This window comes from Streptomyces sp. JLYT201 (assembly GCF_059448825.1).
Genome location: NZ_CM182551.1, coordinates 9,862,316 through 9,879,036, shown reverse-complemented (window position 1 = coordinate 9,879,036; position 16,721 = coordinate 9,862,316). Strand labels below are relative to the sequence as shown.

Below are 16,721 nucleotides of genomic sequence, written 5' to 3'. Positions count from 1 at the left end.
GCCGATGGTCCCTATCGTGCTCGATCAGACGTCGCCCCGGTCGCCGGTCCCGGCGAGGCGTCCCCGGTGAAGGCCCACGCCACGAGACCGAGGCCGCTGAACGCGGCGCCCAGGACGCAGACGGCGCCCCAGCCCGCCGCCTCGTAGAGGGAGGTCGCGGCGATGGCGCCCGTGGCGCTGCCTATCGAGTAGAAGACCATGTATCCCCCGATGAGGCGGCTGCCCGCATCCGGGTGCAGGGCGTAGATCAGGGTCTGGTTGGTGACGTGGACCGCCTGGACGGCGAGGTCGAGGAGGATCACTCCGGCGGCCAGGGCCCAGAGGGAGCTGCGGGTGAAGGCCAGGGGCAGCCAGGAGGCGGCGAGCAGGGCCAGGGCTGTGCCGGTGGTCTGCCGGGAGCGGCCGCGGTCGCCCAGGCGGCCCGCCACGGTCGCCGCCAGGGCGCCGACGACGCCGATGAGGCCGAACGCCCCGATCTCGCTGTGGGACAGGGAGTACGGGGCCTCGCTGAGCGGGAGCGCGACGCTGCTCCACAGCGTGCTGAAGGAGGCGAAGATCAGCAGGCAGAACAGGGCGCGCAGGCGCAGCAGCGGTTCCCGTACGAACAGGGTGACCGTGGAGCGCAGGAGCTGTCCGTAGCGCAGGGTGGTCGGCGTGGCGGCGCCGTGGCGCGGCAGGACGCGGTACAGGACGACGGCGAGCAGGGCGGTGAGCGCCGCCGAGGCGAGGTAGACGGCGCGCCAGCCCGCGAGGTCGGCGATGAGGCCGGAGGCGGTGCGGGCGAGCAGGATGCCGGTGACCACGCCGCTGGTGACCAGGCCGACGACCCGGCCGCGCCCGGTGGCGGGTGCCAGGGAGGCCGCGAAGGCCACGAGCGTCTGCGTGACCACGGCGAGCAGCCCGGTCGCGGCCATGCCCCCGAGGAGCAGCGCCGCCGTGGGGGCGACGGCCACCACGGTCAGCGCCACCACGAGGAGCAGCAGTTGGGCCACGATGAGCCTTCTGCGGTCCGCCATGTCGCCCAGCGGTACGAGGAGGAAGAGGCCCAGGCCGTATCCGACGTGCGTGAGGGTGACCACGCTGCCGACGAGGGCCGGGCTCATCGCGAGGTCCTCGCCGATGGTCACCAGGAGCGGCTGGGAGAAGTAGACGTTGGCCACGGCGGCCCCGCAGGCGATGGCGAAGAGGATGACGACGCCCCGGGTCAGGGCGAACGGGACCCCCTCCTCGCCCACGCGCCCGTCCCCGGCGGGCCCTTCCCCGGCGGCCTCGCCGCCTCGCGCCCCGGTTCCTCGCGTCACGGCCTCACCGTTTCCGGGCATGGCAACCCCTCCGCAATCTGGTTTCATCTTGCCACCAACTAACGATGACGGCGACGGTAGGCCCTCTTGGTAGCATGTTGCAACCAGCATGGGCGTGGACGAGACCGTGTGAGAGCGAGGGACACCATGGTGACCAGGACGCGTTTCGACGACAGCGAATGTCCCGTCGCCCGGTCCGTGGACGCGATCGGCGACTGGTGGTCCCTGCTGATCGTGCGGGACGCCTTCGACGGGAGCAGGCGCTTCGGGGAGTTCCAGCGCAGCCTCGGCGTGGCGAAGAACATCCTGACCGCGCGGCTGCGCACCCTGGTCGCCGGGGGCGTCCTCGCCTCCGTCCCCGCGTCGGACGGCAGCGCCTACCGCGAGTACGTCCTGACTCCGAAGGGCAAGGCCCTCTTCCCCGTCATCGTGGCGCTCCGGCAGTGGGGCGAGCAGAACTTCTTCGCCCCGGACGAGCCGCACTCACAGCTCGTCGACCGTCGGCAGGAGCGCCGTCTGCGCCCGCTCGAAGTGCTGGCCGCGGACGGACGGCGGCTGGACCCCGACGACACCACGGTCCACAAGGTCTCCCCCACGCGGTGAGGTTCGGCTCACGAGGGCGCCTGCGGGGGAAATCCCGCCCCGCGCACCCTGTCGGTTCCTTTTCTTGATCAATAGGGTGGCCCCGCCACGCAGTTGTTCCCTAAGGAGCCCCGTGTCCACTGCTCAGTCCATACCGGACATCCTCTCGGCCGAGTTCGCCGCCGACCCCTACCCCGTCTACCGCGCGCTGCGGAAGCACGCACCGCTCCTGTGGCACGAGCCCACCAAGAGCTATGTCGTCTCGCGCTACGAGGACGTGGCACGCGTCTTCAAGGACAAGGAGTCGGTGTTCACCACCGACAACTACGACTGGCAGCTGGAGCCCGTGCACGGCCGGACGATCCTCCAGCTCAGCGGGCGCGAGCACGCGGTGCGCCGGGCCCTGGTCGCCCCGGCCTTCCGGGGCAGGGAGCTCCAGGACACCTTCCTGCCGGTCATCCGCCGCAACTCCCGCGACCTCGTGGACGCCTTCAGGGACCGCGGCTCGGCGGACCTCGTGGCACAGTACGCGACCCGCTTCCCCGTCAACGTGATCGCGGACATGCTCGGCCTGGACAAGGCGGACCACGCCCGGTTCCACGGCTGGTACACGAACGTGATCGCCTTCCTCGGCAACCTCGCGGGCGACCCCGAGGTGACGGCCGCCGGTGAGCGCACCCGTGCGGAGTTCGCCGCGTACATGCTGCCCGTCATCCAGCGGCGGCGCGAGGCGCCCGGGGACGATCTGCTGTCCCGGCTGTGCGCCGCGGAGGTCGACGGCGTCCGCATGAGCGACGAGGACATCAAGGCGTTCTGCAGCCTGCTCCTCGCGGCGGGCGGCGAGACCACGGACAAGGCGATCGCGAGCATCTTCGCGAACCTCCTCGCGCACCCCGACCAGCTCGCCGCGGTGCGCGCCGACCGGTCCCTGATCGACCGGGCGTTCGCCGAGACGCTCCGCCACAGCCCGCCGGTCCACATGATCATGCGGCAGACCGCGGCGGAGGTGGAGCTCGCCGGTGGCACCGTTCCGGCCGGGGCGACGATCACCTGTCTGATCGGCTCGGCCAACCGCGACGGGGAGCGCTACGCCGACCCGGACCGCTTCGACCTCTTCCGGGACGACCTCACCACCACGACCGCCTTCTCGGCGGCGGCCGACCACCTCGCCTTCGCCCTCGGCCGGCACTTCTGCGTGGGCGCGCTGCTGGCCCGCGCGGAGGTCGAGACCGGCGTCAACGACCTCCTCGACGCCCTGCCCGACCTGCGCTTCGCGGACGGCTTCGCCCCCGAGGAGCACGGCGTCTTCACCCGGGGGCCGCGGGCGCTGCCGGTGGTCTTCACCCCGGTGGCGCGCTGAGGAAGACGCACGTCGGCGTTCCGCCCCGGCGGGCGGAACGCCGGCGCTACTGGGCCACCGGCGTGAACTGGACGGGCAGGGCCGTCAGTCCGCGCATCCACACCGAAGGACGCCAGGTCAGCGCCGCCGGGTCGACGCCGAGGACCAGGTCCGGCAGCCGCTCCAGGAGCGTCTCGACGGCCGTACGGGCGATGACGTCGGCGAGCAGCGGAGCCGGATAGGGGCAGCGGTGCTCGCCGTTGCTGAAGGACAGGTGCGCGGAGTTCTCCGAGCCGACGTGGGCGCCGGGCCACAGCTGCGGGTCGGAGTTGGCCGCGGCGAGGCCGAGGACCAGGCAGTCGCCCGCGCGGATCTGACGGCCGCCCAGCTGGGTGTCGCGCACCGCCCAGCGCCCGATGAAGTTCTGCGTGGGGGTGTCGAGCCAGAGCACCTCGTTCAGGGCCTGGCCGACGCTGAGGCGACCGCCGGAGACGTTCAGGGCGAACCGCTCGTCGGTCAGGAGCAGCCGCAGGGTGTTGCAGATCCAGTTGGCGGTGGGCTGCTGGGCGGCGGCGATCACCGAGATCAGGTCCTGGACGACCTCCTCGTCGGAGAGCCCGGCCGGATGCTCCAGCATCCGTGAGGTGACGTCGGCCGCGGGCCGCTCGCGCCGCTCCTTGACCAGCCGGTGCACGCGCTCGCCCACCCGCCCGTACGCGGCGACCGGGTCGTCGCCCTCGGCGGTGTCGAGGGACATGCGCAGGTCCTCGACGAGGCCCTCGGTGTCGGCGGTGCCCGGCGGCATGCCGACCATGTGCACGGCGGCGCGCATGGCGAGCGGGTGGGTGTAGGCGCTCATCAGCTCGGCGGTGCCGCGCCCGGAGAAGGAGGCGATCAGCTGGTCGGCGATGTGGACGCACTCCCGGCCGAGTTCGAACTGGTCGACGCCCTCAAGGGCCTCGGTGATCACACCGGCCCGCTGCCGGTGCTCGGCGCCCTCGGTGAACAGGACGGACGGCTGGTAGCCGACGAAGGGCAGCAGCGGCCAGTCGGCGGGGATCCGGTCCCACTGGTTCCAGCGCCGCGAGTCGCGGGCGAACAGCTCGTCGTGCGCGGTGACGTAGCTGACCTCGGAGTAGCCGAGGACCAGCCAGGCGGGCACGTCACCGTCGAGGAGGACGGGGGCCACGGAGCCGTACCGGCCGCGCAGGTCGCGGTAGAGCTCGAAGGGCGTCTGCTGGTACTCCAGGCCGCTGAGGGGCACCGCGTCACTGTGTGCGGGGCAGCCGGGCGGCGGAGTGCCGGGCGCCGCCGGTCCGGTGGCTTCGGTCATGCTGTCAGTTCCCGTTCCCGTGCCAGGTGGTGGAGGTGGTCGACGAGGGTGATGAGCACGTTCTTGCCGGACGAGCGGACCCGGGCGTCGCAGTCGACCAGGGGAACGTGCGCGGGCAGTGCGAGGGCGGTGCGGATCTCGTCCAGGGAGTGGTAGGCGTGCTCGCCGTCGAAGCGGTTCACGGCGACGACGAAGGGCGTGCCGTGGTGTTCGAGCCGGTCGATGGCGTACCAGGAGTCGTCCATCCTGCGGGTGTCGACGAGCACCACCGCTCCGAGCGTGCCGGAGAAGAGGCGGTCCCACAGGAACCAGAAGCGCTTCTGGCCGGGCGCGCCGAACAGATAGAGCACCAGGCGGTCGTTGAGGCTGATGCGGCCGAAGTCGAAGGCCACGGTGGTGGTGGTCTTGGCCGACTCGGTCGGCACCTGGTCGACGTCCTCGCCCGCCCGCGTCATCACCTCCTCGGTGTTGAGGGGGCGGATCTCGCTGACCGAGCGGACCAGGGTCGTCTTGCCGACCCCGAAGCCGCCCACCACGACGATCTTCAGACCGGACTCGGCCGTGTCGCGCAGCGGTGTCCGGGCCTCGGGCGGCAGCTCAGAGGTTGCGGAGCCCATGGAGCACCTCCGTGAGAAGAGCGGAATCGGGCAGCGCGGCGGACGCCGCCACGCGCGGGTGTCGGGCCGTGATGCGGCCGGTGTCCTGGAGGTCCTCCAGGAGGATGCGGACGACCGTGACGGGCAGCGACAGCTCGGCGGCGATCTCGACGACGGCCGTCGGGTGGCGGCACAGGTCCAGGATGCGCGCGTGCTCCGACTGCTGGCCTGCCGTCGGTTCGCACTCGGCCACGATGAGCGTCACCAGGTCGAACGCGCCGCCGTCGGACCGGCTGCGCCCACCGGTGATGGTGTACAGCCGGTCCGGGTCGCCCACGTCGACGGGCCGCCGGGTCATGACGCGGGGTTCGTGAGGCCCTGGCCGCGCGGCTCGGCGCTCAGGTGGTCCCCGATCTGCGCCACGAGCTGGGACATCTGGTTGCCCACCACGCCGGGGTCGGCGTCCTCGTCGGCTATCACGGCGAGGTGCGCGCCCTGGCCCGCCTCCACGACGAACAGCAGGCCGCCGTGGAACTCCGTCATGGAGTGCCGTACGCCGCCCGTGCCGTCCCCGAACTCCATCGACGCGCCCTGGGCGAGCGCCTGCATGCCGGAGCAGATCGCGGAGAGCTGGTCCGCCTGGTCCAGCGTCAGGCCGGGGCTCCAGCACAGCTTCAGGCCGTCCCGGGAGAGGACGAGGGCGTGCCGGGTGCCGGGGGTGCCGTCGAGCAGGCTCTCCAGGAGCCAGTTCAGGCTGTTGTCGGTGGTCGTCATCGTGTGTCGGGGCCGTCACCGGAGGGTGCGAACGCCCGTGCCTCCCTTTCGGTGTGCGGGGCGGGGGTCGAGAAGCGGTCCTTGCGGTCCCACGGGGCGGGCCGGTCCGCGAGGGGGCGGGCGGCTACTCGGCCCGCGGCGGCTGTGGGTTCTCAGCCGTGTCGTCGGCGGCGGCCCGGCGGGCGCGGTGGAACGCGCCGAACCGGTCCCCGATGCTCTGCCCGGAGCGATGCCGTTCGTCGAGCGAGGCGCTGCTCGCGCCGGTCCGCTCGGCGTCGGGGCCGGTGTGCTGGGCGTCCTGCCGCTCGCTGGAGTGCCGATCACCGGGGTGCCGTTCGGCGGTGCGCCGTTCGGTCTCGGCGTGCGCGGCGGCCATCGTGCGGCCGGGCCGCCGCACGGGCAGGCCGCCGGGGGTGGCCTGGGTGGCGCCGGGGGCTTCGGGGCCGTCCGCGGGGCCCTGCCCCGGGGGCACCGGCCACACCGGGGCCGCCGGAGCGGGCGTCGACGGCAGGGGCGCGGAACGGCCCGCCTCGGTGGTCTCCGGCGCGACGGTCTGCCCGGGCGCCGGAAGGGCCGGGGCCTCGGTGGCGGGCGCCTCGATCGCAGGGGCCGCCGCCGTGCGGGCGCTGTCCGGCTGGGGCTGCTGCGCCACCAGCTGCGGGGGCAGCAGGATGACGACGCCGGTGCCGCCGCGCGAGGAGGGGCGGAAGTTCACGCTGACGCCGTACTTGACGGCCAGTCGGCCGACGACGGCGAGGCCGAGCCGGGTGCCCTGGAGCAGCGCGAGGTCGGCGGCCTGTCCGGACACGGACTCCTTGGCACGGCGCAGCGCCGCCTCGGACATGCGCAGGCCGCTGTCCTCGATCGTGACGACGACGCCGGTGCGCGACTCCTCGACGTAGACGTGGACCTCGTCGGTGGGCGGCGAGAAGTTCGCGGCGTTGTCCATCAGTTCGGCCAGCAGGTGCATGACGCCTTCGGCGGCGAAGCCGACCACGGCGGCCTTGGTGGAGCTGTGCAGCCGTACGCGCTGATAGGCGGCGATGCGTCCGACGGCGCCGCGCAGGATGCTCTCCATGACGATGGGCTTGTTCCAGGCGCGGCTGGAGCGGCCGCCCATCAGGAGCGCGAGCCGGTCGGTCATCAGGCCGAGCTGGGACGTGCTGTGGTCGAGCCTGAGCAGGTCCCCGAAGACGTCCTCGCCGTGGCGGTCCTGCATCTCGCGCAGGTCGGCGAGCATGCTGACGGACTTGGCCTGCACCCGGCTCAGCGCCTTCGCGCTCGCGGCCTGGGCGGCGGCCGCGCGCCGCTCGCTCAGGGCGAGTTCCCGCACGGCGGCCTCGGTCAGGTCGCGCAGGGCGGGGTCGGCGGGCCAGGTCACGCTCGCGAGGACGCGGTCCACCGAGGCGCCACCGCGCAGCGCGCCGACGACCGCGGGCAGGGTCTCGGTGCCGAGCAGCCGTACGTCGTCGGTCACCCGGGTCAGGTCACCGGCCGTGTGGTGCTGGGCGGCGGCCGCGCCCGCGGCGCGCCCCTCGGCGTCGGCGAGGAGGGTGACGCAGACGTTCAGGAGCTCGCGGTACGCCGGTTCGGCCGGGGGCCGGGTCTGGTGCAGGGCGTCCTGCGGGCCCGCGCCGTCGCGCAGGGACCGCGCCACGGTCGGCAGGGTCACCTGCGCCATGTGGATCACTTCGGCGCCCCGGGCGCCCAACTGCGTCTGGGCGGCGGTCAGCTGGCTCTCCAGCTGCGCGGCGTGCGCCCGCAGCCGGGCCGCGCCCGCGCGCCCCGTCCAGACGACGACGGCGAGCAGCAGCCAGCCGACCACGGCCACGGCGGCCACCCAGCCGCGGGCGGCCGACGGCGCGAGCCCCGCCGCCGCGGCTCCCGCCACGGCGGCCGCCCCGAGCAGGAGCAGCGGTAGCGAGGACGTCGTTCGCGGAGTGCCGGCTATGCCGGACGGACGCCCATCAGCGGACAAAGTCATTCCGTGACCCCTCGGTCTCGGCACGGGGATGCAGGCTGTCGGCCCGCCCTCACATCGGTGCCGTCGCGAAGGAGGCCCGCATCGGGCCCGCGGCCCTCCGACGGCTGCGCAGGGCCATGCTAATCGCAAGATCGTGTGGCTGTGGCAAGCACCCTGAACTGGAGCCTCCGCCTGGCGGCGTTCGTCGTGAATGCAGCCTGCGGCGCTGGGCATGTGTTAAAGGGCCCGCCGCCCGGTTTCGGCGCGCGAGCCGCACCCGCCCCCTTGAGTCGAACGTTTCTGCACTCCGTCAGATGCCCCTCCCCTGCGCCTGACAGAAGAACACCCCCGCTCAAGTCCGGACAGCGAACGACTATTTTCAGCCACGTAGGGGTGTGGCGCGTGCGACCGCTCGCGACCCCGGCGCCGCACGCGCCCACCCGCTGCCTCGCACCGTCAGAGCAGCAGCCGCGGTCCGTAGAGGTCGATCCAGGTGTGGAGGTCGAGGAACTTCTCCAGTGCCGCCCGGAGCGCCTGGGGGCGCGGATGGCCGGTGGAGTCGACCTGCGCGGCGCGGGCGGCCGCCGCTCTGTCGAACAGGGCGAAGACCTGGTGGTCCGGGTCCGCCAGGACGTCGCGCACCTGCCTCTGGAGCGCGGTGACGTACTGCCGGTCCTGCGTCATCGGGTAGGGGCTCTTCCGCCGCATGAGCACACCGTCGGGCACGACGTGGCGTGCCGCGGCGCGCAGCACGCTCTTCTCCCTGTTCCGCGCGGTGTGCAGGGACCAGGGGACGTTGAAGGCGTACTCCGCGATGCGGTGGTCGCAGAACGGCACCCGCACTTCCAGTCCCACGGCCATGCTGAGCCGGTCCTTGCGCTCCAGCATGCCGGTGAGGCTGCGGGTGAGGTGCAGATGCAGCAGTTCGCGCGACCGGCGTTGCGCGGGGCTCTCGCCGTCGAGCGCCGGGGTCGCGGCGAGGGCTTCGCGGTAGCGGTACGCCGCGTACCCGGGCAGGTCGAGGGCTGGCGCCAGGTCCTGGGGCAGGAAGGCGCGCTCCTGCCGTGTCTGGCCGAGCGCGGCCGTCAGCCAGGGGAACCCCGCGGTCTCCCTCAGGGCGGTGTCGTGGAACCACCAGTAGCCGCCGAACATCTCGTCGGCGCCCTCTCCGGACAGCGCGACGGTGGACTGCTCGCGTATCGCGGTGAAGAGCTGGAGCAGGGAGTGGTCCATGTCGCCGCGGCCGACGGGGAGGTCCCGGGCGCGGACGGCGGCGCGGCGCACGGCGGGCCCCGCGAGGTCGCCCGCGTCCAGGACGATGTCGGTGTGATCGGTGTCGAGGTGCTTGACGACCTCGCGGACGTGGGGGGCGTCGGGGCTGACGTTGTGGTGGTCGGGCGTGAAGTGGTCGGTGTGTCCCTGGAAGTCCACGGAGAAGGTGCGCAGCCGCTCTCCGTGCCCGCTCAACGTGTCGGCCGCGAATCCGGCGATCGCGCTCGAATCCAGCCCTCCGGACAGGAGCAGGCAGCGCGGCACGTCCGCGACGAGCTGCTCGCGCACCGAGCCGCTGAGGAGTTCCCCGACGTGCGCGGTGGTCGCGTCCGGGTCCTCGGTGTGGGGCCTGGCGGTCAGGCTCCAGTACGCGCGCTCGCGTACGCCGCGGCGGTCGAGCGTCAGGAGGGAGGCGGGGCGCAGTTCCCGCATCCCGCGCCAGATGGCCGCGCCCGGCGTCTTCACACCGAGGAAGATCTCGCGCAGACCATCGTGGTCGACGGCGGCCTCGACCGACGGATGCGCGAGGAGGGCTTTGGGCTCGGAGCCGAACAGGACGCCGTGCGGCGTGCGGTAGTAGTAGAGGGGCTTGATGCCCAGACGGTCACGGACCAGGAGGAGGCGCTCGGTGCGGCCGTCCCAGACCCCGAAGGCGTACATGCCCCTCAGGTGCTCGACGAGGCGGTCCCCCCACTCCAGGTAGGCCCGCAGGACCACTTCGGTGTCGCCGACGGTGCGGAAGTGGTGACCGCGGCCGCGCAGCTCCTGCCGTAGGGCGACGAAGTTGTAGACCTCTCCGCTGTAGGTCATGACCACGGGTCCGTCCGGCGTCGCCGCGGTCATCGGCTGCGCGCCTCCGTCGAGGTCGATGACCGCCAGGCGCTGGTGCCCGAGCGCGGCATGCCGGCCGGTCCAGGTGCCCGAGGCGTCGGGGCCCCTGGCGCGCAGCGACCGGGTCATGGCGAGGACGGTCTCTTCCTGGTGGGTGAGGTCGGCGTCGAACGCGACCCATCCCGCGATGCCGCACATCAGGTCTCCCCGTGTCGTCGTTCGGCGGTGGCTCCGGGACCCGTACCGGACGGCGGAGGCGCGGTCATCAGTCGACGAAGACGTGGTCGCCCCGCATGGCGTCGCTGCCGGGAGGCGGCTCGGCCGGGTCGGACCCCAGTGCGCAGATCTTGTTGTCGTGGTCGACGTGGACGACCTTGGGCGCGAAGCGGGCCGCGTCCTCGTCGGGGACGTGGGCGTAGGCGATGATGATCACGAGGTCGCCGGGGCTGATCAGCCGGGCCGCCGCGCCGTTGATGCCGACGACGCCGGTGCCGCGCGGGCCTTCGATGATGTAGGTGGACAGGCGGCTGCCGTTGTTGATGTCGACGATGTCGACCTTCTCCCCGGGCAGCAGGTCGGCCGCGTCCATCAGATCGCGGTCCAGGGTCAGCGATCCGACGTAGTGCAGATCGGCCTGAGTGACGGTTGCCCGATGGACCTTGGACTTGAACAGGGTGCGGTAGTGCATGGCGTCTGCCTTTCTCGAACGGTGGTCCGGTCCCGTACGGTGTTCCGGCGCGGGGAGGCCGCCCGGGGGTGTGCGGTGGATCAGCTCTGTACGGCCTTGGTCTCCAGGAACTCCTCAAGGCCCGCGGTGCCGCCCTCCCGGCCGTTTCCCGACTGCTTGTAGCCGCCGAAGGGGGCGTTGGGGTCGAAGGGCGCTCCGTTGACCTGCACCTGTCCGGCGCGCAGTGCGCGGGCCATCGCGAAGGCGCGGTGCTCGTCGGCCGACCACACGGCTGCGGCCAGGCCGTACACGGTGTCGTTGGCGATCCGCAGGGCCTCTTCCTCGGTGTCGTACGCCTCGATGGCCAGGACGGGGCCGAACACCTCGTCGTGGTGCAGGGCCATGTCCGGGGAGACCCGCGACAGCACGGTGGGTTGCACGAAGAATCCCCGGGGCAGGTCGGCGGGCGGATCCTCTCCCCCGGTGACGAGGACGGCTCCGGCGGCCCGGGCGTCGGTGATGTGGCGCCGCACCCGCTGGAGTTGCGCGGCGGACGCCAGCGGCCCCAGCCGCGTCCGCTCGTCCTTGGGGTCTCCCGGAGCCCAGCCGGAGGCCGTGTGGCGGGCCAGTTCCTCCACCTCGGCTAGGGCGGGGCGGGGCACGATCAGGCGGGTGAGGGCGGAGCAGGTCTGGCCGTTGTTGAGGAAGGCCGACGCCATGACGGCGGGCACGACGCGGGCCGGGTCGGCGTCGGCGAGCATGACCGCGGGGCTCTTGCCGCCGAGTTCGAGCGCGACCTTCTTCAGGGTCCGCGCGGCCAGGGCGCTGACCCTGCGGCCGGTGCGCGTGGAGCCGGTGAGGGACACCACGTCGACTCCGGGGTGGCCCGCCAGGGCCTCGCCCGCCTGCGGTCCGCTGCCGCTGACGAGGTTGAACACCCCGGGGGGCAGCCCCGCGGAGGCGATGACGTCGGTCAGCTCCCAGACGCTCAGGGGCGCGACCTCGCTGGGCTTGAGGACCACGGTGTTGCCCGCGGCCAGCGCGTAGGCGACCTTCGCCGCCGCCTGGTGGACCGGGTAGTTCCACGGGGTGATGGCCGCGACCACCCCGTACGGCTCGCGGAGGAGCCGTGAGGGTCCCTGCTGCCGCTCGAAGGGGTACTCCAGGGCCGTACGGGCGGCGTGGTGGAAGCTGTTGACGGGCAACGTGACCTGTACGGCCCGGGAGAAGGACAGCGGGGTTCCGACGTCCTGGGTGATCAGACGGGCCAGGGCCTCCGCGCGGCGGCCGAGCTCCGCGGCGATGGTGTGCAGAAACCCGGCCCGCTCCGCCACGGGCGTGGCCGCCCACCCGTCGGCGGCGGCGCGTGCCGCGCGCACGGCGGCGTCGACGTCCCGCTCGGTGGCGTCGGGCACGCAGGCCAGCGGCTCCTCCGTCGTGGGGTCGACGACGGTGAGCGAGCCGGTGTGGTGGGACGGCACCCAGGCCCCGTCGATGTACAGACGGTCGTAGGCGGGCATGTGTATCTCCTCAGCTGGCACGGCTCGGGGCCACGCCCTCGGCGGGGAAGCGGTCGTGCAGCCACGCGGTGATGTCGGCCCGCGCCCGGGCCGCGGCGGCCGACTCGCACATCAGGAAGAAGACGTGCAGGGCGCCGTCGTAGCGTCGGACGGCGCCGGGGACACCGCTGGTGCGCAGGTAGTGGCCGTAGGCCGTTGCCTCGTCCCGCAGCGGGTCGTACTCCGCGACCAGGATGAGCGCGGGGGGAAGCCCCGTGTGCTCCTCGGCGAGCAGCGGCGCGGCGTACGGATGGGCCGCGTCCTGCGGGGAGGCGAGGTAGAGGTCCCAGAAGTGGGCCATGGCGGCACGGGTGTTGAGGTACCCCGTGGCGTACCGCCGGTAGGAGACGAAGGGCGAGTCCGCCTCCGGAGCGAGACTCGGGCAGATCAGCAGCTGCGCGGCGATCGCGGGCCCGCCGCGGTCCCTGGACATCAGACAGGCCGCCGCTGCCAGGTTGCCTCCCGCGCTCTCCCCCGCGACCACGAGGCGCGCGGGATCGGCACCGAGGTCCTCCGCCCGCTCCGCCAGGGCGGCGATCGCGGCGTACGCGTCCTCGGCGGGTCCTGGGAACTGGGTCTCCGGGGCGCGCCGGTACTCCACGCTGGCCACGACCGCGCCGCACGCGTTGGCCAGCTTCCGCAGTGGCCTGTCCACCAGCTCCACGTCTCCGGCGATCCAGCCGCCGCCGTGGAAGAACACCATCAGCGGACGGGGGCCGGGGCGCGCGGAAGGCTGGTAGACGCGCACCGGCAGCGATCCCGCCGGACCCGGCACACGGGTCTCGGTGATCGCCGCGACCGGCTCGGGCTCGCCCTGGACCTGGCGCAGGCCGCCCATCAGCTCGCGGACCGCGGGCACGCCGACCGATTCCAGAGGGGGCATGCGCAGCTGGGAGAGGTGCTCCAGGAACGCCGCGGCTTGCGGGTGCAAGGGCATGGGGACTCCTACGGTGACGTCAGAGGGGGCGCGGACGGCTTCAGGTCCGCGACGCGTGGGTGTGGTCCGCAGGGCCGGCGGGCCGGTAGTGGGCCAGGTTCACCCGGCGGGTGCGGCGGCGGTACTCGGCCGTCTGGCCGGGCCAGTTGGTGGTGACGAAGGCGTTCTTGCCCCGGTACCAGTTGCGGCAGGTCGACCAGACGGTGGTCCGCAGGCGGCGGCGCATCTCCGCCGTGAAGACGTCCTCGGCATCGGCGCGCACGTCGAGCAGCGGACGGGCGCCCCGGCCGATGACGCGCAGCGCGTCGAGGACGTAGCGGATCTGGCTCTCGACCATGTAGACGACGCTCCCGGCGCCGACGTTGGTGTGCGGTCCGTACAGGACGAACATGTTGGGGAAGCCGGGCACGGTCATCCCCAAGTACGCCCTGGCCCCGTCGCGCCAGTGGTCGGCGAGCGCGCGCCCCTCGCGGCCGGTGATGTGCAGCGACGCGAGGAAGTCCGTGGCCGTGAAGCCGGTGGCCTGGATGATGACGTCGACCGGATGCTCACGGCCGTTCTCGGTGCGGATCGCGTCCTCGGTGAGGTCCGCGACGGGGTCGGTGACGAGCTCGACGTGGGGTTCGTTGAAGACGGGGTAGTAGTCGCTGGAGATCCCGATCCGCTTGCAGCCCACCTCGTCGCGCGGGGTGAGGCGCTCGCGGAGCGCGGGGTCGTGGACCTGCCGGCGCAGTTGGGCCGCGCAGCCGAAGGCGGTGAATCCCCGGGTCCGCCACCGCCGGGTCAAGCCGGGCACGGTCAGCTCGTTGAACAGCCACCACCCGAGCCGTGCCGCCTTCGCGCCGAGCCGGCCGCGGGCACCCGGCCCGGGGCGGTAGGCGCGTTGCCAGCGGGGCACCACGTAGGGGGCGGAGCGCTGGAACACCGTCAGGTGCGCCGCCTGCCGCGCCACCTGGGGCACGATCTGCAGGGCGCTCGCGCCGGTGCCGATCACCGCGACCCTGCGGTGGGCCAGGTCGAGGCCGTGGTCCCAGCGCGCCGAGTGCACGATCCGCCCCGCGAAGCGCTCGGTGCCGGGCAGTCGGGGCGCGGCGGGGCGGCTCAGCTGGCCGCAGGCCGGCACCAGGACGTCCGCCTCGTGGATCTCACCGGTCCGGGTGCGCAGCCGCCAGCGTCGGGTGCGCTCGTCGAACTGGGCCGAGCGGACCTCGGTCCCCAGGCGCAGATGCCCGCGCAGCTGGTGGGCGTCCGCGCATTCGCGCAGATAGTCCAGGATCTCCTGCTGTCCGGCGTAGCGTTGGGACCAGGCGTGCGGCGCGAACGAGTAGGAGTACAGCGGGGCCGGGATGTCGCAGGCGGCGCCGGGGTAGGTGTTGTCGCGCCACACCCCGCCGATGTCGTCGGCCCGCTCCAGGATCGTGAAGTCGTGGTGGCCCGCCCGCTTGAGGGCCATGCCCAGGCCGAGGCCACTGATGCCCGCTCCGACGATGACCACCTGGACCGGACGGCCGTGGCGCCGAGCACGGCGGGCGCGGTGGCCGCGGTTCACGGCGAGGTCCTGCGTGGGGCGGGTGCGATGTTGTGGTTGAACCGCAGCACGTTGTCCGGGTCGTACGCCGCCTTGACCCGGGCAAGGCGCGCGAGGCGGGGCTCGTCCCAGAAGGCGCGCACGCGGTCCGTCTCGTCGTCCTCCGACGTGGTGTTGAGGTAGGTGTTGCCGTGGCCGAAGGCCTTGAGCTGGGCGCTCGCCTTCTTGACCCACGCGCGGCAGCGGTCCGATTCGGCGGGGTCCTGCCACTGGCAGAGCACATGGATCAGCCAGCTGTCCTCGCGGTGTGCGAACGCGGTGGCATCCGCGGGGACGTCCGTGGCGGCCGTGTCGAAGGGGTGGACGTTGATCGTGGTGAGGGACGACGGCAGGTCGCTGCCGATGGCCGCGACGGCCGCGATCTGCTCCGCCCCGAAGCCGGGCAGGAACTCACTGGTCCAGTAGTGCAGATTGCCTGCGGGGGTGAAGGTGTCCAGCATCGACTGCACGGCCACCAACGGCATCGGGCCGAGGCTGTCGTACAGCGGGCTGCCGAAGTCCCGCAGGGGCTGCACGCTCCGCCAGGCGTCCCCCATCGGGCCGAAGTAGCGCACGAACAGGGTCACCATCGGCATGCCCTGGAACTCCTCGGGCACGAAGTCCGCCTCGGGGGCGTGGATGAACAGCACGTCCGCGCTCAGGTGCGCGGGGCTGGTCGCGCTGAAGTCCCGCAGGAACGTGAGGACTTCCTCGGCCCGTTCGACGGGGTGGGCGAGGAAACCGGCCAGCATCATCGGCCCGACCGGGTGCGCCCGGAACTCGAAGGAGGTGACCACGCCGAAGTTTCCGCCGCCTCCGCGCAGCGCCCAGAAGAGCTCCTCGTGGCTGTCGGCGCTGGCGGTCACCAGCTCGCCGTCGACGGTGACCACATCGGCGGACAGGAGGTTGTCGCAGGTCAGACCGTACTTGTGGAGCATCATGCCCACGCCGCCGTTGAGGGTGAGCCCGGCGATGCCGGTCTCCGACATCTGTCCCGTCGGAATCGCCAGGCCGTGCAGCTGCGTCTCGCGGTCCACGTCGCCCAGCAGCGCTCCGCCCTGTACGCGCGCGGTGCGGCGCTCTGGGTCGACGTGCACACCGCGCATCAGGGACAGGTCGATGACGAGCCCGTCGTCGCACAGCGCGTGCCCCGCGACGCTGTGTCCGCCGCCCCGCACGGCGATCAGCAGCCCCTCTTCCCGGGCGAAGCGCACCGCGGTGATCACGTCCGCGGTCCCCAGGCACCGGGCGATGACCGCGGGACGCTTGTCGATCATGGCGTTGTAGACGCGGCGTGCCGAGTCGTACCCGGCGTCCCGCGGTCCCACCACCTCGCCCAGCAGCTTGCCGCGCAGTCGGTCGAGCGCACCGTCCTTCATGACGTCTCTCCAGACTTTCGAGGCGAACCCACCGACACGTGCTCTGCGGATGCGGAGCGCGAGTCCGTTCCCGCAGCCGGGGCCGGGCCGTTCTTCCGCTTTCGGTAGCTCTCCAGGAATTCCACGAAGGCGTGGTGCATGTCGTCGGGAATTTTGGTCAGGACCCCGCGCTCCGCGTCGACGAACGCATGGATGGTGCGCGCCTCGGCGAGGAGCTGCCCGCCGTTCTTCCGGTAGATCTCGTAGTAATACGTGAGGGTGCCGGGCGCGGCCGCCCACGTCCTGATCACCAACTCGTCGAGGTACTTGGCGGGCTGGTGGTAACGGACGTGCAGATCGGTGGTCGCGATCTGGTACTTGCGGTAGTCGGCGCCCACGTCCAGGGCGAACCTCTCGCGGCCGAGGTCGAACCAGGGAATGTAACTGGCGTAGTAGGCGTGCCCCTGAAGGTCGCACTCCCCCCAGCGGACGCGCGCCGCGGCCGCCACGCTGACGTCACGCATGATGTGGGTGGCCGACTGCACGAGACGTGGCATGGTCTCCTCGCTCCTCTCCTGAGGCACTTCCGCACCTCGGGGCCGTGACGCAGCGGTGAGCCCTGCGCCGTCCGCCGCCAGACAA

At 72.6% G+C, this 16,721-nt stretch carries 15 protein-coding genes; 2 read left to right on the top strand and 13 right to left on the bottom strand.

All coding sequences use genetic code 11. The features are described from left to right. Positions 1-11 precede the first annotated feature (11 nt). Positions 12-1,322 carry an MFS transporter gene (locus tag AC5WAM_RS41575; RefSeq protein ID WP_495520927.1) on the bottom strand — a complete coding sequence of 437 codons (1,311 nt, stop codon included), beginning with the start codon at positions 1,320-1,322 and terminating at the stop codon, positions 12-14. Positions 1,323-1,448: 126 nt separating this feature from the next. On the opposite strand from AC5WAM_RS41575, the gene AC5WAM_RS41570 reads away from it, so the two are divergent. After that, entirely contained in the window at positions 1,449-1,904 is a 456-nt protein-coding gene (locus AC5WAM_RS41570) for a winged helix-turn-helix transcriptional regulator (protein ID WP_366794423.1), read from the top strand. A gap of 112 nt (positions 1,905-2,016) precedes the next feature. Continuing rightward, positions 2,017-3,243, top strand: coding sequence for a cytochrome P450 (locus tag AC5WAM_RS41565; RefSeq protein WP_495520926.1), 1,227 nt, complete (start codon positions 2,017-2,019; stop codon positions 3,241-3,243). Positions 3,244-3,289: 46 nt separating this feature from the next. Here AC5WAM_RS41565 and AC5WAM_RS41560 read toward each other — a convergent pair whose 3' ends face one another. The 12 genes from AC5WAM_RS41560 to AC5WAM_RS41505 form a co-directional block, all read right to left on the bottom strand. After that, on the bottom strand, positions 3,290-4,555 hold the full coding sequence (locus tag AC5WAM_RS41560) for a cytochrome P450 (RefSeq protein WP_366794425.1): 1,266 nt from the start codon (positions 4,553-4,555) through the stop codon (positions 3,290-3,292). Then, entirely contained in the window at positions 4,552-5,172 is a 621-nt protein-coding gene (locus AC5WAM_RS41555; RefSeq protein ID WP_242714143.1) for a GTP-binding protein, read from the bottom strand. The genes AC5WAM_RS41560 and AC5WAM_RS41555 overlap by 4 nt, the downstream gene beginning before the upstream one ends. Next, entirely contained in the window at positions 5,153-5,509 is a 357-nt protein-coding gene (locus AC5WAM_RS41550) for a DUF742 domain-containing protein (protein WP_366794426.1), read from the bottom strand. The genes AC5WAM_RS41555 and AC5WAM_RS41550 overlap by 20 nt, the downstream gene beginning before the upstream one ends. After that, on the bottom strand, positions 5,506-5,925 hold the full coding sequence (locus AC5WAM_RS41545; RefSeq protein ID WP_138957469.1) for a roadblock/LC7 domain-containing protein: 420 nt from the start codon (positions 5,923-5,925) through the stop codon (positions 5,506-5,508). Before AC5WAM_RS41545 ends, AC5WAM_RS41550 begins: the two co-directional genes overlap by 4 nt. A 124-nt stretch (positions 5,926-6,049) precedes the next feature. Beyond that, complete coding sequence (locus AC5WAM_RS41540; RefSeq protein WP_495520925.1) at positions 6,050-7,909, bottom strand: sensor histidine kinase; 1,860 nt, start codon at positions 7,907-7,909, stop codon at positions 6,050-6,052. Between the two features lie 435 nt (positions 7,910-8,344). Continuing rightward, entirely contained in the window at positions 8,345-10,189 is a 1,845-nt protein-coding gene (gene asnB, locus AC5WAM_RS41535) for an asparagine synthase (glutamine-hydrolyzing) (RefSeq protein WP_495520924.1), read from the bottom strand. Positions 10,190-10,256: 67 nt separating this feature from the next. Then, positions 10,257-10,679, bottom strand: a complete 423-nt coding sequence (gene panD, locus AC5WAM_RS41530; RefSeq protein ID WP_366795264.1) for an aspartate 1-decarboxylase — start codon at positions 10,677-10,679, stop codon at positions 10,257-10,259. A gap of 80 nt (positions 10,680-10,759) precedes the next feature. Beyond that, positions 10,760-12,178 carry an aldehyde dehydrogenase family protein gene (locus AC5WAM_RS41525; protein WP_495520923.1) on the bottom strand — a complete coding sequence of 473 codons (1,419 nt, stop codon included), beginning with the start codon at positions 12,176-12,178 and terminating at the stop codon, positions 10,760-10,762. 10 nt (positions 12,179-12,188) lie between these two features. Beyond that, positions 12,189-13,154 carry an alpha/beta hydrolase gene (locus AC5WAM_RS41520; RefSeq protein ID WP_495520922.1) on the bottom strand — a complete coding sequence of 322 codons (966 nt, stop codon included), beginning with the start codon at positions 13,152-13,154 and terminating at the stop codon, positions 12,189-12,191. A 40-nt stretch (positions 13,155-13,194) separates the two neighbouring features. Beyond that, a complete protein-coding gene (locus AC5WAM_RS41515) occupies positions 13,195-14,703 on the bottom strand; it encodes a flavin-containing monooxygenase (RefSeq protein WP_495520921.1) in 1,509 nt (502 codons plus the stop codon). Then, on the bottom strand, positions 14,700-16,100 hold the full coding sequence (locus AC5WAM_RS41510) for an FAD-binding oxidoreductase (RefSeq protein ID WP_495520920.1): 1,401 nt from the start codon (positions 16,098-16,100) through the stop codon (positions 14,700-14,702). Before AC5WAM_RS41510 ends, AC5WAM_RS41515 begins: the two co-directional genes overlap by 4 nt. Next, positions 16,097-16,636 (bottom strand): acyl-CoA thioesterase, encoded by a 540-nt coding sequence (locus AC5WAM_RS41505; RefSeq protein ID WP_495520919.1) that lies wholly within the window; start codon positions 16,634-16,636, stop codon positions 16,097-16,099. Before AC5WAM_RS41505 ends, AC5WAM_RS41510 begins: the two co-directional genes overlap by 4 nt. Positions 16,637-16,721 lie beyond the last annotated feature (85 nt).